Here is a 24198-nt window from a genome sequence, read left to right as displayed (position 1 = left end):
TGCATGGCTACTTGCAGCTGGTAATTCCTGTAAAAACTTTCTCAAAATACTCCAATTAATCTTAAATGAAATAAAATTTGTCATAACTCCTAAATTTTAAATTAATAAACTTTTTTAACTCGTACTGATAATCATCTCATCAGTTGTTTATTAAAATTCAAAACGCGTGCCAAACTTTACACAACTAAAAAACCAAAGTATAATTAATTGAAATACAGGTTTTTAAAAATTTCATTTTTTTATTTAAATCATCAATAAAAAAACCTGCCCAAAAAAATAATTCTCTAGACAGGTCTTAAATCAGCAAAATTTATTGGTTACTTTACCATTTTCAGCACTTTCACATTTTTGTTGGAAACGATCTTAAGAAGATAGATTCCTTTTGGAAGATTAGCTGTATTCATGGTTACAGTATTTGTTTTGGTATCTTTTGTTATGGATGTATTTGTATTTTTACCAGCAAGATCAAATATTTCAATTCGTACACGATTATCTTTCATATTTCCTGTAAAAGATAAAGTCAATGAATCATTAAAAGGATTTGGCCATGCCTTTACTAATTGCAAAGCGTCTCCTTCTGGTTTCTGATCTACAAAAGATCCTTTGATATCTTCAGAAGACGGACAATCACTCGGGCAATTATCAAACCATTGGTTATCATACCATCCGTCTATAGTTCTAAATAAATCATCTGACTGAGATCCTCCATTATCATTAAATACAATTCCTACTTCTACGGATTCATCTATCGTATAAGAATACCAAGGTGATCCTGCGATTTCATTCATCGCTACACCTGGCCAAGCTGGGAATCCAGGGATTGAAGTGTTCGCATTTTTATCGAATAGATAAATATAAGCTGTACTCCAAGACGAAGGTTTTTTAAAGAATACATCAAATGAATCATCTGGAGTAATACCAGGACATTCTCCAGGACAGGTATCTGTCCACCCATTATTGTACCATCCATCTGTAGTTCTAAACAAATCATCTGACTGGGATCCTCCGTTATCATTAAATACGATACCTACTTCTACAGTTTCATCTATTGTATAGGAGTACCAAGGAGAAGTTGACAATTGTGTCATTTCGATACCTGGCCATGCAGGGAATCCAGGAATTGCTGCATTCGCGTTTTTATCAAATAAATAGATATATGCCGTTCCCCAAGTGTCAGGTTTTCTAAAGTTAACCGTATACCCAGCTACATCTTCAATAGTATATGTACGACTTTCTATCGAAGAACTTCCAGCGTCGTTCATAGCGATAGCGTTTAATTCTGTAGTTCCAACAGAAGATATAGCAAATTCACCTTCATATAAAGTACTGGTATTATCAGGAATAGATCCGTCTAATGTATAGTATATAACTCCAGTGTTTGTAGCACTCATCGATACCTCAACACTTCCATTATATACTCCAGAATCTGGAGAAACCGTTAAAGTAGGTGGTTGTGGTCCTGTAGGACAATCACTTGGACAAGTATCAAACCACTGACCATCATACCATCCTTCTACAATTCTGGTTAGATCGTCAGATTGTGCACCTCCATTATCATTAAATACAATACCTACTTGTACATCTTGATCTATAAAATAAGAATACCAAGGAGTTCCTGCTACACCATCCATTTGTTCTCCTGGCCAGGCTGGGAATCCTGGTAATGGATCTCCTGTATTTTGGTTAAATATATAAATATAAGCTGATGACCAATCTGATGGTTTCTTAAAATACACATTAAATGGCTCACCATCACCAATGATATAATCTCTAGAAACAATAGCAGATTCATTCCCATCAGAATCAATTGCAATTGCTTTTATTGAAGCAGAGCCATTAATCGTAAAAGGTGCTGTATATAACATACTTGTAGCAGAAGGATCAGATCCATCCGTTGTATAGTAGATAGAAGTACTTGCTCCTTCTGCAGTGGTAGAAGCTGTCATACTTACTGTAATAGCATCATTATAAAATCCAGAAACTGGATCAATTGACAAGGTTACAGAATCTGAAAGATCAAAAGGTTCTCCTACCAGTACAATTCCAAAAGTAGTTCCGAAAGTAACTGTTCCTCCTGTTACAGTTGCGGTTGTATCAGAAAAATAATCTTTTAACAATGTACCATCAGGCCACATGCCAAATACATTTAAAGCTCCCGCAAAATCATTATCCTGTCCTTGGAAAACAAGAGCTTTATCAGACTCTCCATTACGATCATATTCACGTTTAAAGATATAAGGCGAATCGCTTAATTTTTGATGAGATCCTCCTCCGATAGATATGTGTTCTCTTCTAAATTTCCCAAGCTTTCTCCAATGTAATAATAGAGCATCATCTATAGAATCCCAATTCATATCAGAACGATACCCAGCATCTACGTAAGTAGTAGCGTTAAAAAACTGTCGCCCAGATTCATCTCCATAATAAATCTGCGCTCCACCAGGAGATAGTAATAATTTTACTGCTCCTTCAAACATATTACCTGTAAAGAACTCGCTAAAATCATGAGATCTTAGGTAGCTGATCATATTATACTCCCCAGGAGTATTAAAACCATTATCGTTATTATTTAATTTTGCAGCAAAAGAACTAAATATTTCTTCCTGTCCTAAATCTGTATATGCTTCTTTTGGAGAACGGAAATTAATCATACTATTAAACTTTCCTACTGTAAAATCATCTGGTAAAGGATCCCCTACATTACCAATAATATTTACACCAGAATGCTCTCCTGTCATGTAAAAATCAAGATCATCTAGTTTTTTTGTTGGATTATTTTGTTTCCATTCTCTCAAAGCAGAAACTGCTTCATCTTTTAACTCTGCCCATGCATCTACACCTACATGCCTTTCTGTATCTACTCTAAATCCATCAATACCGTATTCTCTTACCCAATCCGTTAACCATTTGATTAAATAATATCTAGGTGCTCTTGGTTTTCCAGTTCTTGCGAAATAAGCATTAAGCTCATCCAATTCTTGCTGTCTTCTTCCTTCAGCATCCCACTTATCTATTAACCATTGTGGCAACGCTACTGAATTGAAAGATTCTGTACGAATATCAGGTAATCCGAAAAGAGGGGTAGTTAAATCATCGCAAGGAAGTTCTCCATTTTCTGAACCGCATTGTAGTCGTACCCAATCCGATGGATAATCTTCGTCTACAAACTCTAACTGACCATTTACATTTTTATAGGTACGATAACCTGAATGATTCATTACAATATCGAGTAATACTCTAATTCCATGATCATGAGCTGTGTCTATAAATTTTTCGAAGTCTTCTGCACTTGTAAAATTAGGATCAAAAGCAGTCCAGTCATTTGTATGATAGCCATGATATGGATAATCCCTAAAAGTAGGATCATCTGCAGGAGGGTTATTAAAGCCATGTCGATTTTCTACTACTGGAGTAACCCAAATAGCACTCACTCCTAACTCATCAAAATAACCTTCTTCTAATTTTTGAGTAACCCCTGCGATATCTCCTCCATGGAAATCTAATTCATTATTTCTACTATCCTGAAAACGATCAAAATTAGAATCATTCGTAGTATCGCCATTGTAAAAACGATCTGTTATCAAGAAATAAACCGTTAAGTTATCCCACGAAAATGGAAGATTTCTTTCTGCTTGTGCTATTCCTATTTTTGGTAAACATAGGCAAACCACTAATAACCCTAAGTAGAGTATTTTTTTCATAATTAAGATTTTGTTTGTGTGTTAATAAAAGAACGGCTGGATAATTTATATGGGGAAATTATCTCAATCGTTGTAATAAAGATTTCTAAAAAAAAATCGAATAATATAATTATGAGTGCATCGATTTTTCACGAAAACGATTGAGTGTTGATATTTTGTTTTAAAGAAGGTTAAAAAAGTAGTAACCAATCAAAAAAACACTTAATATCTTGACATATTAAGAGATATATCTGCAAAATCTAAAGAGATCAGAACCTCGCAAAAAATGAAGCGAAAATTTGAAAGTTTCCCAAAAACAAACCACGGTAATTATTGTATCGGTAAGATAACAATAATTACCGTGGTTTTATATTCTAGATAATACAATGAGAATGTTTACTTTAACCTATGACTTTCAGTTTAGCAAATCGTAATAAGAGTTTCTTAATCCCTCCATTTTCAAAGTTAATTTCAGCCTTTCTATCTTGTCCTACTCCTTCTAATTTAAGAACTTTTCCTCGTCCAAAACGCATATGCTCTACAATAGTATCAGGCGCTAAATCCCCATCAATACTATTGGTTTTTGGAGCACTCTGAGTACCGTTGGTAATCGGCCGCAGCTTACGCAGTTTTCGTAACTGCTCTTCTGTAGGTCTATGCGATACTGGTGGAGATCCAGATACTGGTTTTTTTAGTCTCAACTTACTTTTATCAACTTCTCCAAAAATATCTGTATCCACCAAAGGCTTATATCGATATGTATCAATTGGAGTTACATATTCTAAATATTTATCATCAATTTCTTCGATAAACCTACTGGGTTCCGCATCTACAAGTTTCCCCCATCTATATCGTGATTGCGTATAGGTTAGATAAGCTTGTTTTTCTGCTCTTGTAAGAGCTACATAAAACAACCTTCGTTCTTCTTCCAACTCTGATCGGGTATTCATACTCATTCCTGATGGGAATAAGTCTTCTTCCATACCAACTATATATACATAAGGAAACTCCAATCCTTTTGCTAAATGGATTGTCATTAAAGCGACTCTATCATCATCTCCTGTATCTTGGTCAAGATCTGTAGCTAGTGCTACATCTTCTAAGAATTCTGCTAGAGATCCCGTTTCATCAGCAAGCTCTTTTTGCCCTTCTACAAAATCACGAATACCATTGAGTAATTCTTCTATATTCTCAATACGAGCAATACCTTCTGGAGTTCCATCTTTTTTAAGCTCTTGTAGTAATCCAGTATTTTTTGCTACCATTTCTGCCAGCGTAAAAGCATCAGAAGTTTGGTTAGTGACCTGAAAACTTTTGATCATATTCATAAAGTTTTCCAATCGAGTTTTAGTTCCGCTATTAATTTTTAAGTTAATACGATCTAAATTTTCGATTACTTCAAAAATAGATCGATCATAATGATTTGCGGCAACAACTAATTTATCTACTGTAGTACTACCAATTCCCCTTGCTGGATAATTAATTACTCTTTTTAACGCTTCTTCATCCTTTGGATTAATAATTAATCGAAGATACGCAAGTACATCCTTGATTTCTTTTCGCTGATAAAAAGATAAACCTCCATAAATCCTATACTTAATATCACGTTTTCGTAATGCGTCCTCCATTGCTCTGGATTGTGCATTGGTTCTATACAAAATAGCAAATTGACCATTATTAAGCTGATGCTGCATTTGATTCTCGAAAATAGAACTCGCTACATATCGCCCTTCATCCCCATCGGTAAGCAATCTATTTACTAAAATTTTCGGACCTGGTTCATTAGCGGTCCAAACCACCTTGTCTAATTTGGTTTTATTTTTATCGATAATAGAATTCGCAGCTTCTACAATATTTCTGGTAGATCTATAATTTTGTTCTAAGCGATATTGCTGAACATTATCATAATCTCTTTGGAAATTCAGAATATTATTGATGTTTGCCCCACGAAATGCATAAATACTTTGGGCATCATCACCTACTACACATATATTCTGAAATTTATCAGATAAGGCCTTTACTATAAGGTACTGAGAGTGGTTTGTATCTTGGTACTCATCCACCAATATATATCTGAATCTATTCTGATACTTCGCTAAAACATCGGGAAAACGATTCAATAATTCATTCGTTTTCAACAATAAATCATCAAAATCCATCGCTCCCGCTTTAAAACACCTATCTACATAATGTTGATAGATCTCTCCCATACGAGGTCTTTTGGCCATGGCATCTGCTTCTACCAATTCAGGGTTTTGAAAATATGCTTTTACCGTGATCAGATTGTTTTTATAAGAAGAAATTCGAGATTGAACCTGTTTGTATTTGTAAATATCTTTATCCAATCCCATTTCTTTAATAACAGAAGCTATTAATCTCTGAGAATCTTGTGTATCATAAATAGTAAAATTAGAAGGGTATCCAAGTTTATCTGCTTCTATTCTTAAAATTTTGGCAAAAATAGAATGGAAAGTTCCCATCCATAAATTCTTAGCTTCACTAGCTCCAACGATATCAGCAATACGTTTTTTCATTTCACGTGCTGCCTTATTCGTAAAAGTCAAAGACAAAATATTAAATGCATCTATTCCCTGATACATAAGATATGCTATCCTAAACGTAAGCACCCTTGTTTTTCCAGAACCAGCACCCGCAATTACAATCATAGGACCATCTTTTTGTAATACAGGAGCTCTCTGAGCGTCATTCAATCCAGCTAAATACTCTTCCAAATTTTCAATTTTTTATAAGCTTCGAAATTTAAGTAAACTATCTTTTTTTAAGAACTAATATGATTGATATTTATAAACAAATCATTAACCATAAAAAGATTAAAATTTTTCATCCGGGGAAATATTTCACAAGACAATTCTGAATTTTTATGCAAAAAACATCGTTTAATTACGGTTTTATAGGATAAAATACGTATCTTAGGAAAAGCTTATCTAAAACACCTAGATAACACCTTAACCCCAACATTCACCTAATATTTTTGTTATGTCCCCAAACATGAACATTCAACCTATTGAAAAAGAACAAATTAAATTTCTAACCTTTCCAAAAAAAGACGTACTAGAGAAAAGAAAAGACCAAATTGATAGAGTCTTAGAACTTAAGAGAGCCTTATCATTAGGCAATCTAGAACGTCATAAAGTAAAAATTGTTTTTGTGGATAATAAAGGATTTAAAAAAGTAGAAACGACTATCTGGGGAATCACAGATAAAGAAGTTATTCTAAAACAATCAACAATTATTCCGTTAGAACGAATTATTAGTATATCCTAATAAAAGTAAAACTACTTATTTGAAAGCTCTCAATAATATTTAATTGAGAGCTTTATTTTTTATTTATGTTAAAACTAATTACTACCGACACCTTTTGTTTTATCATAGATCATATTCCGAATACAAACTTTTCTGATGTCTTTTTTGGCTATCATAATTATCAAAAATATATTTTAACTTTCCTTTTATAGATTTTTGAATATCTTTAGAAACCAAAAAAAACGGCTTGAAACAAACATTTTTCTTTCTACTCGCTATATTTCCAATGATCCTTTTCTGTCAAAAAGAACCTCAACAAGGTACTGTTATAAAGGAATTTGGGAACACATATAAGGTTGAAAATCCTGATTTTAAAACAGACTTAGAAAATGAACTGAAAGTTGTTTTTGATGTTGGTCGTTCATTCGGTGATAGTACCAAAGTAAATCCGCTGATGAATACAGCTGCTCGATATCTCAACATGCATGTAAATGCTGGAGTACCGTTTAAGAATTTGAAAGTAGCATTAGTGATTCATGGAAATGCTGCTAATGATATTTTGAAAGATAAAGTATATCAAGCTAAATTTAGTATTAAGAACCCAAATACTGATTTGATCACTGCATTAAGTGAGAAAGGTGTACAGATTATATTATGTGGACAAACAGCTACACATAGAAAAATCACCAAGTCAGATATACATCCTAAAGTTCAACTAGCTTTATCTGCGATGACCGCTTTGGTACAACTACAAAATAAAAACTACAAACTCATTAATTTTTAACTCAACGTATCCTATGAAGAACAGCATATTCATCCTTATGGTATTAGTGTGTTACTTAACGAACGCACAAAAAATAGATCCCGATGTGGATGCAATGTCGGACAAAGTAGAAAGTAAGGTTATCAAATGGCGAAGAGATTTTCATCAGAACCCAGAACTTTCGAATCGAGAATTCGAAACCGCCAAAAAAATTGCTGCTCACTTAAAGAGTTTAGGGTTAGAAGTAACAGAAAATGTTGCAAAAACTGGTGTTGTAGCTCTTCTTAAGGGAAAACAAAAGGGAAAAGTAGTTGCATTAAGAGCAGATATTGATGCACTTCCTGTAACCGAGCGAGCTGATGTTCCCTTTAAATCAACTGTAAAAACAACATTTCTTGGTAAAGAAGTTGGAGTATCTCATGCTTGTGGTCATGATACTCATACAGCTATTCTTATGGGAGTAGCAGAAGTATTAAGTAAGAACAAAGATAAAATACAAGGAACCGTAAAATTTATTTTTCAACCTGCTGAAGAAGGACCCCCTCCTGGAGAAGAAGGTGGAGCTAAATTAATGATCAAAGAAGGAGTTTTAAAAAATCCTGATGTAGATGCTATTTTTGGGCTTCATATCAATTCTGGAACTCCCGTTGGAATGATCCGTTATAAACCAGGTGGTACGATGGCTGCAGTAGAACGTTTTGTAATTAACGTAAAGGGAAAACAAACACACGGATCTGCACCTTGGACAGGTGTTGACCCGATATTAATCTCAGCAAAAATAATTGATGGACTACAAACCATTATTAGTAGAGAGTCTCCGTTGGTAGATGAAGCCGCTGTAATTACAGTAGGTAAAATTACTAGTGGTGTTCGTTTTAATATTATTCCAGAAAGTGCTGAAATGATAGGAACAGTAAGAACATTAGACCCTACGATGAGAAAAATGATTATCCGTAGAATGAGTGAAATGGTACCTGCAATTGCAAAAGCCTATGGAGGAGAAGCAACAATCGATTTTCAGAATAATACTTCCATCACCTACAATGACCCTGCTCTGGTGACACAAATGTTACCCACAATAGAGGGAATTGCAGGAAAAGAAAATGTAATCCTATCTAAAGCTACTACCGGAGGAGAAGATTTTTCGTACTTTCAGGAAGTAGTTCCTGGATTTTATTTCTTTTTAGGGGGAAAACCTCATACTGAAGCAAAAGCACCTTCTCATCATACACCAGATTTTTATATTGATGAGAGTGGTTTATTACTTGGTGTAAAAGTAATGTCTCAATTAACTCTTGACTATTTAAACGCTCAATAATATTTATTACATGGAAGCTTTCTTAAATTTTCTCGGCTCAATATCCTGGTGGATGTGGATACTCCTGGCGTTAGGCTTAATAGCCATACGAGATATGTTTTTCAATAAAAAACACACTATCAGTCATAACTTTCCTATTGTGGGACATCTTAGATACCTTTTAGAAAGTATTGGACCAGAAATGAGGCAATATTTTGTTGCCAATAACAGAGAAGAACTTCCATTTAATAGAATTGAAAGAGGATGGGTATATGCATCTTCTAAAAACGAAAATAACTACGAAGGCTTTGGAACCGATAGAGACATTTATCAGCATCAACATATTTTTATAAAAAATTGTATGATTCCTTTTCAAATGGAAGCGGGTCATCCTAATACTGTAGACAAAACATTTCTGCCTTGTGCAAAAGTTATGGGCTCTTACAATCAACGTAAAAAACCATATAGACCTGCTTCTATCATTAATATTTCTGCTATGAGTTATGGATCTCTTTCTGCTCGCGCTGTAGATTCTTTAAATATTGGAGTTCTAAAAGCTGGAGCTTATCATAATACAGGAGAAGGCGGGTTATCTCCGTATCATAGCAATGGAGGTGATGTAGTATTTCATTTTGGAACAGGCTATTTTGGTGTTCGTTCTGAAGACGGAAATTTTTCTATGGAAAAGATGAAGGAATTAGTTCGCAACAATCCATTTATAAAAGCCATAGAAATAAAACTTTCTCAAGGTGCTAAACCTGGAAAAGGTGGCGTATTGCCTGGAGCAAAAATCACTCCTGAAATTGCCAAAATCAGAGGTGTCGAAGTTGGGAAAGATGTATTATCTCCTTCTAGTCATAAAGCATTTAAAGATGTACCCGAATTATTACAACTGATAGAAGATATTGCTGAAGAAACAGGTTTACCTGTAGGTATTAAAGCGGCAATTGGTAAAACCGAACAATGGGAACTACTTGCAGAACTTATGGTTAAGTCTAATCGCGGACCTGATTTTATTGCGATAGATGGTGGTGAAGGTGGAACTGGAGCTGCTCCTCCAAGTTTTGCAGATCACGTTTCGTTACCATGGATTTATGGTTTTAGCGCGATTTATAAAATATTTCAAAAACATAATCTTACAGAACGAGTTGTCTTTATTGGTAGTGGAAAGTTAGGTTTTCCTGCAAAAGCTGCAATGGCTTTTGCCATGGGGGTTGACTGTATTAATGTAGCTCGAGAAGCTATGATGAGCATTGGTTGTATCCAGGCTCAAATATGTCATACTAATAAATGTCCAGCTGGTGTTGCTACACAAAGTAAATGGCTACAAAAAGGAATTAATGTACCACTAAAATCAGATCGCCTCGCGCAGTATTTTAAATCTTTTAGAAAAGAACTAATAGAGATAACGCATGCTGCTGGATATGAACATCCATCACAGTTTACAATGAAAGATATCGATGTTAATGTGGATGATGGAGAGCTCACAAAAACCCTAGAAGATTCTTTTAAATATAGCAAGACACCTGTAGAATTTACCTGTATTCAGGATCTCAAAGATTGCTCATATCTAGGAGGACATTATAAAGAAAAAAAATCAAAATAACATTACATGAAGATAGAAATCATTCCTTTATTAATCTCACTTATTCCATCACTTTTTATCACTCTTTTAGCGTTTTTCTATTTCAAAACGCATACAGATAATGAAGAAAAAAGAAGAAGATACTTACTTCATAGAGAAAATCAAAAGCAGGCGCTACCATTAAGATTACAGGCTTACGAGCGTATGGCTTTATTTATGGAGCGAATTTCGCCTGGTAAACTATTACTAAGAACTCCTCCTGTGGATAATGATAAAAAAAGTTATGAATCCTTATTGGTAAGTACTATAGAACAAGAATTTGATCATAATCTAACCCAACAAATTTATATTTCGGATGAGTGCTGGAATATGATTAAAACTGCTAAAAACGGTACTATCGCATTGATTAGAAAAAGCGTATTAAATGGTGAGGTAGATTCCGCCAATAAAATGAGAGAATTTATATTAACAGAAGTAGTAGAAAAAGGCGCTCCAAGTGATAAAGCACTATCTGCTATTAAATCTGAAGTAGAAGATCTTTTTAGTATCTAATTCTCAAATCTAAAAAGATACTTACGGTATTTGATGCGTCAATATTTCTGTTATAAACAAACTATAGTAATAATCCATGAATAATTATTATATGAATCAAATAATTTTTGGAATATTAATATTACTACAGTTTGGATGTAAAGGTCAACACCAAGAAAAGAATATTGATGAAAAAATTACTGTTGTCGAGAAAGTTCAGGATACTGTCACTAAAAACACCATAAAATCACTTCAAGAAATAAGATTGGCTAGTGACACCCTTAAAAACTATCAAGAAATTAAAAACAATATCAAACAGCAAAAAGCTAACTACACCAAATCCTCTACCCATTCTTTATCAACTTTATTTAAGCGTTCTTTGCTACACAGAATACTTCCTCATTGGGAAGGAACAGAATGGTCATTCGAAGGGCATACTTCTATCCCAAAAAAAGGTAAAATAGCTTGTGGTTATTTTGTATCTACTACACTTCAGCATATTGGAGTAAACCTAAATCGATACAAATTAGCACAACAAAGCCCTTTCTTAGAAGCAAAAAGTTTAGCACTTGATTCCGATCCTATAGAAATTTCCGAAAATTCTGTGAACGAAAACATAACCAAAATTCGTAAAAATCTTAAAGAAGGCATTCATTTCATTGGTTTTGATTCTAGTCATGTTGGCTATATATTAAAAGAAAACGAACAATTATATCTAATACATTCCAACTATATCTATTCAAAAGGAGTAGAAATTGAAAAAATTGAAAACTCTATAGTCTTTGCCTCTTACGACAAGTTTTATCTAAGTGAACTTAGTACGAATGAAAACTTTTTAAAACATTGGGTTCAGGGAATTGAAGTTAAAATAGTAAAATAGAACCCTATGAAAAGAACACTGTCAGAAATTTTTCAAATTGCTTTAGGTATTCTACTCGCTAGTTTAGGATTAAAAATGTTTTTACTACCAAATGGATTTTTAGATGGCGGAGCCACTGGTATTGCTATTTTGCTTAGTGAGCTTTTTGAGATTGACATATCTATTTTTCTATTGTTGGTCAGTATTCCTTTTTTGATTTTAGCTTGGTTCAGCCTTACCAAAAGAATTTTTGTTAAATCTTTATTATCGATCATTTCCCTTGCAATTATTATTCACTTTGAAAACTTTGCAGCTATTACAGATGATAAACTTTTGACAGCCATTTTTGGCGGTTTATTTTTAGGTGCTGGAATTGGATTAACTATCAAAAACGGTGCTGTTTTAGATGGTTCTGAAATTCTGGGGATCTTCATAAATGAAAAATTAGGAATAAGTATCGGAAAAATTATCCTTCTGTTCAATATTATTTTATTCAGCGTCACCGCCTTACTTCTTTCTATAGAAATCGCTATGTATTCTATTCTTACCTTTATTATCACTGCAAAAGTAATAGACTTTATGATAGAAGGATTCGAAGATTATGTAGGTTTAATGATTGTATCAGAACAAACCGATGAAATCAATAAACAATTAATTGATATTATAGGCACTGGAACAACCATTTATAACGGCTCTGGAGGTTTTGGAAAAAGAGGTCCTCAATCAGAAAAAAAAATTATTCATAGTGTAATTAATAGAATTGATATTCGAAGAACCTATAACCTAATCGATACCATTGATAAAAACGCTTTTATTATTGAATTTGATGTAAACAACATAAAGGGAGGAATGTATACTAAGTTTTTGTCTAAAGAAGGGTTAAAAAAGTTATCTTCTTCTTCCATTAAACAAAATGCTTCTAGCGATAATATGTAAACTAAATTAGTCCAACAAATCTTGTAATAAGAATTCTATTTTGCTAAATACATTTATTAAATATTCATATTATCTAAATCATTTAATTTTTGTGTAAGAATTCCCGCATGAATCAAATAGTTCTCAAGCTATTCAACTTCTATGTAAAAAACTATATAACAACGCATTAAGTTAAAAAAGAATCGTGACCGCTATAATCTTTAGTAGAAAACCAACGCTTTAGCATATAAAACGTTTCTATTTCACATACTAAAACCAATATTTTTCAGTTAAGTAAATATGTTTTACTTCGTAAAACAACATTGCAACGCTTGTGTAATTTGATGAATACTTTTTTAAGGATTTCAGACATCCTTAAATTATCGCCTGAAACCAGACCCTTTAGGCAATCTTTCATCACCTCCCCTTCTTCAGCACAAGAAAAAATATCTTAAGGATATGAACATTTTTTTCATATCCTAGCAAGTCATTTGAACATTGAATCAAACCGTAATTACAAACTCAATACACATCAAATGAAAACAATTGCACTCTTAAAAACGACGAAAAAGCAGTGTTTTAAACAAATCAAATCCAAATCAGTCAAAACCTTATCATTACTCTTAGTGATATTCTTTTATCAGACAGATATCTTTTCCCAAAAGAATGAATCCTTTAACCTGGGAAATGAAAAAACATTCTCTAATAAATTTTGGGGAGCAAAAACAAACAAAATTACTCTTCAAGTCTCTAAGGAGATATCATATTCTGGGGTTATTACAAAGAGGAATGGAAACGCCAATTCTTATTCCATCATAGGAAGTATTAGCGATTCCAAAACCTCTACATTTCATATTACAAAACAAAACAATCTCATCTCTGGTCAAATTGTATTATATGAAGATAAAATTGCATATCAGTATTCCTCAGATGATGCGAAGGCTGTTTTCATAGAAGAAGTTGATATTCATAAAGTACTTTGTGTCGATTACGAAAAACTTCCTTCTGTAGAAGTAACATCGTATCAATCAAAAATGGTAGTTCCTACTTTATCAAGTCTACCAGGATCTGCATTTACTGTCTATCTGGATTTTGATGGCGAAGTGGTAAGTGACACTTGGTGGGTTAATGGAGAAACCATTAATGCGCAACCTACTGGCTATAGTGATGCCAAAATTACTGAGATCTGGAGAATTATGGCAGAGGATTTTAGACCTTTTGATATTAATATCACTACCGATAGAGCTACTTTCGAAAACACTCCTATCAATCGTAGAATGATGTGTATTTTCACTCCTACTACTGATGCTGCGCCAGGATCTGGTGGTGTAGCTTATCTTAATTCTTTTTCAAATAATAATATCGACAACCCATGTTGGGTGTATAACAATGGAACCAGATCTGCAGGAGAAACGGGATCACATGAAGTTGGACATACCCTAGGATTATCGCATGACGGAGTTCCTGGAAATCAATATTACTCAGGTCATGGATCATGGAGTCCTATTATGGGATGGAGTGCCAGCAGAGCTATCGGACAATGGAGCCAAGGTGAGTACGACAACGCTATCACTCAGGAAGATGATATGGCTATTATTTCTGGAAATAGAAATGGTTTTGGATATAAAGAAGATGACCATGCAGATACAGTTTCTGAAGCTACTCCAATTCAGGTAGGTTCTAATGGAACAGTAGATCCATCTTTGCATCAGGCACTCATTTCTACAAGAGAAGATAAAGATGTATTCTCTTTTATTACTGCTGGTGGCGAAGTAGACTTTACCATTGATCCGGATCCATATTATCCAAACCTAAACATACAAGCTAGAATTATAAGCGGTACAGGAGAAGAATTAGCTATATCTAGTCCACAAGATAACCTAAGTGCCAGTATAAATACTACCTTAGCAGGAGGTACCTATTTTATTGAAATTGATGGTGTGGGAGAAGGTAATTTATCCAGTGGATATTCTGATTATGCTTCAGTTGGTTTTTATGAAATTTCTGGATCTTATACTCCAGGAAATAACAATCAACCTCCAATTGCTAATTTTGAAGCTACGATCGATTGTGATCAGGTTAGTTTTAGAAATACCTCTATAAATACCGTTACTTCTGTATTGTGGGATTTTGGAGATGGAACCACTTCTATGGAGCAAAACCCAACACATACCTACACTGCTGATGGAAGTTATACGGTATCATTAACAGCAACGAATACCGTTGGAGATGATACCAATACTCAAGAAAATTTTGTTACCGTTACCATTGCTTCTTTACCTAATAATGACACGCAATCTATTTGTTCTGGTAATGTAGATACGATCACAGCTTCTGGTAGTAATGGGTATATCTGGTATGATACTCTAGATGGCGATACGGTTTTAGGAACAGGACCAACTTTAGATGTATCAAATATTACACAAAATCGAACTTTTTATGTAGCTGGAACTACGGAACCAATCGTAGATGCGGTTACTGGAATTACAGACGTTGCGAACATAGTTGGTAATATACATCAGGGAGGATTTAATTTGGTATTCGACGCTGATCAACCTATTATGTTAAAAAAAGCAACCGTTATAGCACAAGGATCTGGTAATAGAACCCTACAATTGATAGATGCTAGTGGAACTGTTTTAGAAACTAAGACTATAAATATTCCAGATGGAGAAAGTGTTATCGATATTAATATGAACATCCCAGCTGGAAATGATATGGAAATAGGATTTTTAGAAGAAGCGAATCTTTTTAGAAGTAATGATAATGTAAATTATCCATATACGGTAAACAATATAGTTTCTATTAAAAGAAGTTCTGCTACCACAAATCCTCAAGGTTTTTATTATTATCTATATAATTGGGAAGTTTCCACACTCGGTGGTTGTAGTACTTCCGATAGAGCTGCTATTCAGGTAATTGTATCGGATACTCCTACGGTTCCTACAATAAATGTAGACGCACAAACTAATGAACTCTCGGTAACCGAAAATTATGAATCATATCAGTGGTATTTAGATGATCAACCAATTACCGGAGCTAATGCTGCTACCTATATTGCTGAAGAAACAGGAACTTACACTTTAGAAGTGTTTAATGAAGGTGGATGTAGCATATTTTCTGAAGCTGTAGAGATTCAGGCATTATCTACACCAGATCTTCAATCACCAGAAGATCAGATTGTACTATATCCAAATCCTGCGAATGAAATATTACATATTGATGGCGTATCCGAATTAAAAGATAAATTCTCTTTAAAAGTTGTAAACGCTTTAGGACAAACAGTAATTCTTAAATCAGGTGTTCCAGAAACTATAGACACCACAAAACTTTCTGAAGGATTATATTTCTTGCTGATTAACAACAAACAGGTAGATAAATTTCTCAAAATAACACGTTAAGAATGATCTAAGTTCCTAAAAGGTCTTTCTTAAACCAGTATAGCCAAATCAAATAATCATTTTCAAAAATGAGAAGTGATTATTTGATTTGGCTATTTTATGTAAAGATAGATACAAAGGAAAATATTCTATCCCGCCATATCAATCTCTTTCAGTTTATTTTCATCTGCTTGTTTAGCTTTTTCCGCAGCATAATCAAACCCTTGTTGCCACCAACTTCGCATTAATTTTTTATTAAAAACTAAAGAGTTTTCCGTTAATTTAGAAGGTGTATAATATAGGTTTAGTACAACATCTTTATTTTTTGCTGCTAATTTCCCAACTACCGTATCATGACCTTCTACCTGATCAAACATAAAACTGAATAAATTAACCATGAGCGAAAATGGATTTTTACCTAACACCTTATTATGTTCCATATTTTCCGACTCCAAAATTACAGCATCTACTTCCGTTGCACCTCTTTTAATAGCTTCTCTAATAGGAACCATACAACCAAATCCACCATCTGCATACTCACATCCATTTTTAGTCACTAAACTCATAAATGGAACATAATTACAAGAGATCCAAATCCAATCACAAAAATCTTCATAAGAAAAGTCGTTAATAGACTTATATTCGGTAGTGTTTTTGGTTAAATTAGAAACTGTAACTACAATATCCTTGACTTTTTTCTTAGCCAATTCGAATTCTATTTCAGAAAAATTTCTACGAATATTTCTACGCAAATTTTTACTCTCTCCGAATGTACGTTTGCGCTTTAAAAATTGAACTACGGTATTAAAGAAATTAATAGAAACAAACTCACGATTTCCTTTTTTGCGGGTTCTAAAGGGATTAACACTAAAAATAGTACTCTGATTAACATTCGTGTACATATCATACACCTTATCTATATTTCCGAGTGCCAATTGTGGTATTAACAGGCTTCCGGTAGAAGTTCCCAAAAAAAGTTCATACTTCCTGCCTTGTTCCTGGATTAAATATTGGGCTACGCCACCAGCATAAGCTCCTTTACTTCCTCCACCAGATATAACTAATGCTCGCATATTTTATTCTAATCGATTTGATTTGTTCTTCTCTTTGGCAAACTCGTACCCTTTCTTCCACCATTTTTTCATCTTTTCCTTTTCAAAAATTAATGAATTGGTAGTCAGTACCGTTGGTGTATAATAAAGATCCATTGCTACATCCTTTCTTTTAGCTATAAACTTACCTATTCGAATGTTCTGATGCTCGATCGTATCCATCATAAAATCCACCATACTAGTAATTAGTGTAAATGGATTTTTAGTAGGCATACGATTTAGATAATTGATCTCCGTTTCTAATATGATTACATCCACTTCTTTCGCTCCTCGTCTAATTGCTTCTTCTATCGGAACCATAGAACCTAATCCTCCGTCTACATAATCACAATTGTTCTTTTGTACCAGACTCATAAATGGAGGATAATTACAAGAAATCCAAACCCAATCACAGTACTCCTGATATGTACACTCTTTAATCGACTTATACTCTACTTCATTCGTAGACAAATTAGTGACTGTAATTATGATATCTTTTTGGGATTCTTTAAGTGTATTAAAATAACTTTCGGTAACAGACCTTCTGATAAGGTCTCTAAGATTTCTGCTATCTCCAAAGGATTTATTTCCTTTGATCAAGTTTCGTAATACATTAAAGTGATTAATCGTGATAAGGTTGTATCCTTTTCTTTTTTTGATCACAAAAGGACAATTCCTAAATATCGAAGATTGATTTACCGAAGTATATATCTCTTTAATTTCTTTTATTTTAGATAGTGCTAAATGAGAGATCAATAAACTTCCGGTAGAAGTTCCTACATACAAATCATACTCTCTCTTTAGGTCCTGAATAAGATATTGCGCTACACCACCAGCAAAAGCTCCTTTACTTCCTCCACCGGATATGACCAATGCGCGCATACGTTTGTTTATGGGGTTAATTTCTTTTCTAAAAATTCTTGTTGCCTCTTTGGCAAATTATTCTTTAAATCTACATATTTCTTTTGATATGCAGAGTTCTTCAGAAGGTTATCCAACACTTTTCTACAAAAGTTTCTAAATCTCCAGTTATGATGCACCGCTCCATCTACAAGATCTACCAACGATTGTTCCGAAAAAGCCTGAAGACTTTCTAGATACGTAAAAGCATTTTCTCTAGTACTAAAATGATGAACAGGAGACGAATAGCTTGATAGTTCTTTATAAAACTCCTGATGCTTTTCTGGTTGATATTCTTGTGTACTCAATGCCAGTACTAACCATAATATTCTCACATTTTTGTCGTGAAACCCTATAACTCCTTTCGTCTGTTCTAAATAAGAAGTTCTATCAGATGGAAAATTAGCCCATAAATGGTACAACGCCGGTTCTATGGTAGCATAGGATTCGTCAGTTAGTAAGGATTCATATTGCTTCTTTAATTCTCTTGGGATCGTACTCATTGTATTTGCAATCGCCTGACGCACAAAAATATTGTTTGTTTCGAAAGCTTTGGTAAATAATCCTAATGACTCTTTAGAAGTATCTCCTTCCAATTGATAAATTACTTCTTGCCCTAGGTATTCATTAATAGGAAAGTCTAAAGCGGTTGCCAGTGTACCCCACTTACCTGCTATGGGCTGTGTACGTTCACCAGCTAAAGTTAGATAGCGTTTTATAAATGGAGATTTTGTTAAAATATCAAGTGCTTCCTGAGAAGGAAAAACAATAGCTTCTAACCATATTTTTTGATAATCCGATAAATCCTGACCACTTACCTGCTCTGCCTCTCTAATAAAATCAGAAGTGGTAACATTACCAAACTGATGTTTTTCGAGGTATTGCTTTACTGTCGTTTTAAAATCATCAGCTCCAATCATATCCTTCAAAGCGTGCAATGCCCAAGCACCTCTTTGATAAAAAGTAAGAGAACTGGCTTTAGGGTCTAATAAAGGAGTAGCATTATCGGCTTTGGATTGCTCAGTAAGTTGTTCTGCGCTTTCATATAATTTGTATTGAAAATAATCGTCTCCAAAAATCTCTCTTTCTGCCAATAAAGCATAATACGTTGCAAAACCTTCTTGTAACCAATGATGTTTCCCATCAGTCTCGGTTACTAAATCACCAAACCACTGGTGCGCTAATTCATGCGCATTTACATTGATATAATTTCGATCATTAAAACCTATATCATCCACTACAAAAGCATCAGAAAATATAGTGGTTCCCGTATTTTCCATACCTGCATACAAAAAGTCCTTTACAGGAATTTGTTTATAATTTTGCCATGGAAATGCATATCCAATTTCTTTTTCCAAAAAGTCGAATAGTTGCTTACTATGCTTGTAGGTAGACTCAAATTTATCCTTATCATTCGGATAATAATACATCTCTAGAGGGATTCCACTTTCAGAAGTTTCAACAACCTTTTCATACTTTCCTATTGCTAAGGCCAGTAAATAACTACTCATCGGCTGTTGCATATCGTATTCCCATCTTTTTATCGTGTCATTAACAGCCTGGGTTTGTAGTAATTTACCATTGGCTATCACTTCATATTCAGCGTCATAGTGAATCACCAGATCAAACTCTACTTTTTCATTCATATCATCAAAACTTGGCAACCAATTAGAGGTATATTTTCCTTGTCCTTGTGTCCAGATCTGGTCTTTGCCTTGATAATCATTTAAAAAATAAAGTGCCTTTTTCGGAACTGCGATATATTGAATTTCTATCCTATGTTCTGAATTTGCAAAAAAATTACCCCCAACCTTTATTTTTTTAAAGTCATAATTTATCGCGGTCTTTTCTCCGTCTAGCAACACATCCATAATCTGCATCTTCTGGGCATCGATACTGATAGAATTTACAGGCTGTAACACTTTAAAGGTGTATGTTACTTTACCCTCTATTTTTTTAAAATCAGCATCTAGAAAAATAGATACATTTCCGGTAAGAAAATCTACATTAGGTTGTTCTTTTTTAGGTGGAATAGATAAGGTTTTTTCGTCGTGAGACGCGATGGTCGATACCGAAATAAAACCGATAAATAAATACAGAAAAAATCGCATATTTTATGAATAATCAAATGTTCTGCCAAAATAACGAATTTATTCGCGTATTGTGACAGAAGAAACATATGACCATACGACAAATACTACTTTTTTTACATATATCTAAAAACAAAAATCTGAGCTTAAACTCAGATTTTTGATAATAAAATTAAGTTAGTATTATAAAATGTTATATAGAGGTCTTTTTTACTCTTACAAAATCAACATACATATCCGTATTCCAAAATACATTGATGGCATTATTATTAAAAATACCGTCATTAGAACCTATATTTAAGTTCAGAATTACATTATGTGGCCCAAAGTTTTGTAATTGTAAATCTGAATCGATTCCGTTATGATAATTAGCTACTGCAGCACCATCTACCAATACATCAACATATACATTGCCATTTACATTAGTCCAGTACATATCATAAGTATGCCACCCTTCTCCAATAGTATCATAATGTCTTACAGCATTTTGACCTAATAAACTTTGTCCTGCGTTATATCCATAAAAAAGATTACTCGCATATTTTTCTCCACCGTAATATCCATAAGAATATGCTTCCATCATATCGATCTCTCCTTGTGTAGGCCAAGCCGTTTCTTGTACAGTCCATACTGCAGGCCAAACACCATAAGTTTCTGCAAATCCTTTAGCATTTCCATTTTCCCAAGCAATAACTTTCGCACTTACTTGTACATGTACCTGCTCGTTATAACCAGGCTCAAAACTTGTCCATGACTTTACATGACCAGATTCCCATAATCCGTTTTGTTTTTTATACGAACGCAATCGTAAACAACTTCTGTTATCCAAGCTTTGAATACTAACATTCCATGGTCTGTACATACAAAAATCAGAATTATAATCTAATCGTTCTGTACGTTGCCATTTAGCATCGATATTAGTTCCTGCATTAAATTCATCGATCAGAATATCAGTCCATGGAGCTTTGGATGTTACAGAACTAAAATCTTTATAGTTTTCATTGAAAACTTCCTCATTTTTATCACAAGAAATAAAAACAATAAAAGCAGCTAATACGAATGTGTAGAGCACTATTTTTTTCATAATATAAATCATTTGGGGTTAGATAGTTACGTTGTGACTACAACGTTTTCGTAAATGTACCAAAAAAAGCAACCGAGACGTAAGTTATGTGCGGTAAAGACGTAACGTGATGTCGATAAAATATCTCTTAAGAAATTATGAATACTAACAAAATCAATGCCTTTAGAAGAATTTAACAAAATATATTCCCTCCATCAAAAACCTAAAATTCAATATACTTTTAAGATAAAAAAATAATAAATATGTAATTTTTTAACATTTAAAAACAAAAAACAACAATTAAAAACTGATATTTTAATACTTTTTTTATTTCAAAACCAAAAAACAGTCAGTTTCTAATATACTATAGCATCCATATCCCTAATTATTTATTTTTATATTGTGGTCATTAAAGTGTTAAATAACCTGTTTATTTTCTTTGAGCGCTACAATCTTACAAACTCCTATCGATTACTTAAAAGGTGTTGGGCCTTCCAGAGCTGATTTGCTTCGTACGGAACTAGGGATTCATACCTATCAGGATTTAGTCAACTTCTTTCCGAATAGATATATCGACAAAACCAACTATTACAAAATCAATGAATTACAAAGAACTTCTGCAGAGGTACAAATCGTTGGTAAGATCATTCATATAAAAACAGTAGAACAAAAACGAGGAAAACGATTAGTAGCCAAGTTTATGGATGATACTGGAGAAATGGAATTGGTTTGGTTTAGAGGTCATAAATGGATCAAAGAAAACTTAAAACTCAATACACCTTATGTAATCTTCGGCAAAACAAAATATTATAACGGCTTTAGTATGCCACATCCAGAGATGGAACTCCTTTCGGAGCATCAAAAAAACCTCAAAATTATGATGCAACCGGTATATCCGTCTACCGAAAAATTATCAAATCGAGGAATTACTAATCGGGTTATTAGTAAAATGATGCAACAATTGTTTTTGGATACTAAGGCTCGATTTTATGATACCCTTTCAGAAGAAATAAGAACCGAGTTAAAACTGATCCCCAAAAACGAAGCGATTCTGAATATTCATTTTCCTAAAAATCAGGAGTTACTTGCCAAAGCACAATATCGCCTTAAATTTGAAGAGTTATTTTATATCCAGCTTCAGTTAATTACCAAAAAACTAATTCGGAAACAAAAGATAAAAGGATTTCCTTTTCCAGAAGTTGGACATCATTTTACTAATTTTTATAACCATCATCTGCCTTTCGAACTTACTAATGCTCAGAAACGAGTAATTAAAGAAATTCGAAAAGACATTGGCAGCAGTGCACAAATGAATCGCTTGTTACAAGGAGATGTAGGTTCTGGAAAAACTATTGTGGCTCTTATGACGATGTTATTGGCAATCGATAATGGATTTCAGGCATGTCTTATGGCTCCTACCGCTATTTTAGCAAATCAGCATTATCAAGGAATTACAGAACTTACCAAAGATCTGGATATTAATATAAAATTATTGATGGGTAGTTCTAAAGCCAAAGAACGTAAAGAGATTCATCAAGAATTAGAAGATGGCACCTTACATATATTGGTAGGAACACACGCTGTATTAGAGGACAAAGTAAAGTTTAAAAACTTAGGATTGGCTATTATAGACGAGCAACATCGTTTTGGAGTAGCACAACGTTCTAAATTATGGCATAAGAATATATATCCGCCACATATATTGGTAATGACCGCTACACCCATTCCTAGAACCTTGGCTATGAGTTTATATGGAGATTTGGATATCTCGGTAATTGATGAATTACCACCAGGTAGAAAATCCATTAAAACCGTGCATCGCTATGATAGCAATCGCCTTAAAGTATTTAAGTTTATAGCTGATGAAATAAAAAAAGGAAGGCAAATCTATGTTGTATATCCGCTAATTCAGGAATCCGAAGCATTAGATTATAAAGATCTTATGGATGGTTATGAAAGTATTGCCCGCTCCTTCCCTGCTCCAGATTATCAGATATCGATTGTACACGGTAAAATGAAACCTGCCGATAAGGATTACGAGATGGAACGTTTTGTAAAAGGCGAAACCAATATTATGGTGGCTACAACGGTGATAGAAGTTGGTGTAAATGTTCCTAATGCCAGTGTGATGATTATCGAAAGTGCAGAACGCTTCGGGCTATCGCAACTACATCAGTTAAGAGGTCGCGTTGGTCGAGGCGCCGAACAAAGTTTTTGTATTCTAATGACCAGCCATAAACTTTCTTCTGATAGTAAGACTCGATTAGAAACGATGGTACGCACTAATGATGGGTTCGATATTGCAGAGGTAGATTTAAAACTACGTGGTCCCGGAGATATTATGGGCACACAACAAAGCGGAGTTTTGGCACTTAAAATTGCAGATATTGTGCGCGATAATGATGTGCTAAAAACGGCAAGACACTACGCGATGAAAATCCTAAAAGAAGATCCTTCATTAGCTATGGAGAAAAATAAAGTGCTCTTATTTACATATCAACAGCTGGCCAAACACAAAAACATTTGGAATTATATTAGTTAGGGCGTTTCCGTCTTTGCTACGGCAAATACAATTTCATTAAGTTAAGCTTGTAATTCTACTGTTTGTCACACTGAGCCTGTCGAAGTGTAATTAAAAATTACAGCTTTATTGATCTTCGACAGGCTCCTTTAGATTTGTTTTTTAGATATTTATGAAAGAGAAAGGAAACAAAAGTAACCTATGACAAGGCTCTAAGTTTTAAGACTTATAAGCTGATTTAGACTTTTGTTTCCCTTTT

At 33.9% G+C, this 24198-nt stretch carries 15 protein-coding genes; 9 read left to right on the top strand and 6 right to left on the bottom strand.

Features of this window, described 5'->3' with window-relative positions; all coding sequences use genetic code 11:
• Positions 1-317 precede the first annotated feature (317 nt).
• Both ACWNT5_RS23595 and ACWNT5_RS23590 read right to left on the bottom strand, forming a co-directional pair.
• The gene (locus ACWNT5_RS23595; RefSeq protein WP_456518768.1) at positions 318-3701 is read right to left on the bottom strand and encodes a starch-binding protein; all 3384 of its coding nucleotides are present in this window, start codon (positions 3699-3701) and stop codon (positions 318-320) included.
• Positions 3702-4081: 380 nt separating this feature from the next.
• Positions 4082-6412 (bottom strand): ATP-dependent helicase, encoded by a 2331-nt coding sequence (locus ACWNT5_RS23590; RefSeq protein WP_456518767.1) that lies wholly within the window; start codon positions 6410-6412, stop codon positions 4082-4084.
• A 265-nt stretch (positions 6413-6677) separates the two neighbouring features.
• On the opposite strand from ACWNT5_RS23590, the gene ACWNT5_RS23585 reads away from it, so the two are divergent.
• From ACWNT5_RS23585 to ACWNT5_RS23550, 8 genes are all read left to right on the top strand, one after another.
• Positions 6678-6965 (top strand): hypothetical protein, encoded by a 288-nt coding sequence (locus tag ACWNT5_RS23585; RefSeq protein WP_343914865.1) that lies wholly within the window; start codon positions 6678-6680, stop codon positions 6963-6965.
• Positions 6966-7191: 226 nt separating this feature from the next.
• The gene (locus ACWNT5_RS23580) at positions 7192-7728 is read left to right on the top strand and encodes a DsrE family protein (RefSeq protein ID WP_456518766.1); all 537 of its coding nucleotides are present in this window, start codon (positions 7192-7194) and stop codon (positions 7726-7728) included.
• A 94-nt stretch (positions 7729-7822) separates the two neighbouring features.
• Positions 7823-9025, top strand: a complete 1203-nt coding sequence (locus tag ACWNT5_RS23575; protein ID WP_456518784.1) for an amidohydrolase — start codon at positions 7823-7825, stop codon at positions 9023-9025.
• A gap of 10 nt (positions 9026-9035) precedes the next feature.
• On the top strand, positions 9036-10610 hold the full coding sequence (locus ACWNT5_RS23570) for an FMN-binding glutamate synthase family protein (protein WP_456518765.1): 1575 nt from the start codon (positions 9036-9038) through the stop codon (positions 10608-10610).
• 6 nt (positions 10611-10616) lie between these two features.
• On the top strand, positions 10617-11141 hold the full coding sequence (locus ACWNT5_RS23565) for a DUF7935 family protein (protein ID WP_299610941.1): 525 nt from the start codon (positions 10617-10619) through the stop codon (positions 11139-11141).
• A 91-nt stretch (positions 11142-11232) separates the two neighbouring features.
• The gene (locus ACWNT5_RS23560; protein ID WP_456518764.1) at positions 11233-12000 is read left to right on the top strand and encodes a hypothetical protein; all 768 of its coding nucleotides are present in this window, start codon (positions 11233-11235) and stop codon (positions 11998-12000) included.
• Positions 12001-12006: 6 nt separating this feature from the next.
• Complete coding sequence (locus ACWNT5_RS23555) at positions 12007-12915, top strand: YitT family protein (RefSeq protein ID WP_456518763.1); 909 nt, start codon at positions 12007-12009, stop codon at positions 12913-12915.
• A gap of 515 nt (positions 12916-13430) precedes the next feature.
• Positions 13431-16295, top strand: a complete 2865-nt coding sequence (locus ACWNT5_RS23550) for a PKD domain-containing protein (RefSeq protein WP_456518762.1) — start codon at positions 13431-13433, stop codon at positions 16293-16295.
• 128 nt (positions 16296-16423) lie between these two features.
• Here ACWNT5_RS23550 and ACWNT5_RS23545 read toward each other — a convergent pair whose 3' ends face one another.
• The 4 genes from ACWNT5_RS23545 to ACWNT5_RS23530 all read right to left on the bottom strand — a co-directional run bounded on the left by ACWNT5_RS23545 (position 16424) and on the right by ACWNT5_RS23530 (position 21439).
• Positions 16424-17347 (bottom strand): patatin-like phospholipase family protein, encoded by a 924-nt coding sequence (locus tag ACWNT5_RS23545; RefSeq protein WP_299610949.1) that lies wholly within the window; start codon positions 17345-17347, stop codon positions 16424-16426.
• Between the two features lie 3 nt (positions 17348-17350).
• Positions 17351-18247, bottom strand: a complete 897-nt coding sequence (locus tag ACWNT5_RS23540) for a patatin-like phospholipase family protein (RefSeq protein WP_456518761.1) — start codon at positions 18245-18247, stop codon at positions 17351-17353.
• Between the two features lie 8 nt (positions 18248-18255).
• A complete protein-coding gene (locus ACWNT5_RS23535) occupies positions 18256-20376 on the bottom strand; it encodes a M1 family metallopeptidase (RefSeq protein WP_456518760.1) in 2121 nt (706 codons plus the stop codon).
• Between the two features lie 172 nt (positions 20377-20548).
• Positions 20549-21439, bottom strand: coding sequence for a glycoside hydrolase family 16 protein (locus ACWNT5_RS23530; protein ID WP_456518759.1), 891 nt, complete (start codon positions 21437-21439; stop codon positions 20549-20551).
• A 418-nt stretch (positions 21440-21857) separates the two neighbouring features.
• Here ACWNT5_RS23530 and recG point away from each other — a divergent pair, with 418 nt between their 5' ends.
• On the top strand, positions 21858-23960 hold the full coding sequence (gene recG, locus ACWNT5_RS23525; protein ID WP_456518758.1) for an ATP-dependent DNA helicase RecG: 2103 nt from the start codon (positions 21858-21860) through the stop codon (positions 23958-23960).
• Positions 23961-24198 lie beyond the last annotated feature (238 nt).

The sequence above is a fragment of the Aquimarina sp. 433 genome, assembly GCF_054054605.1.
The sequence above is the reverse complement of the archived record's forward strand: the minus strand, read 5'-3'. Positions and strand labels throughout refer to the sequence as shown.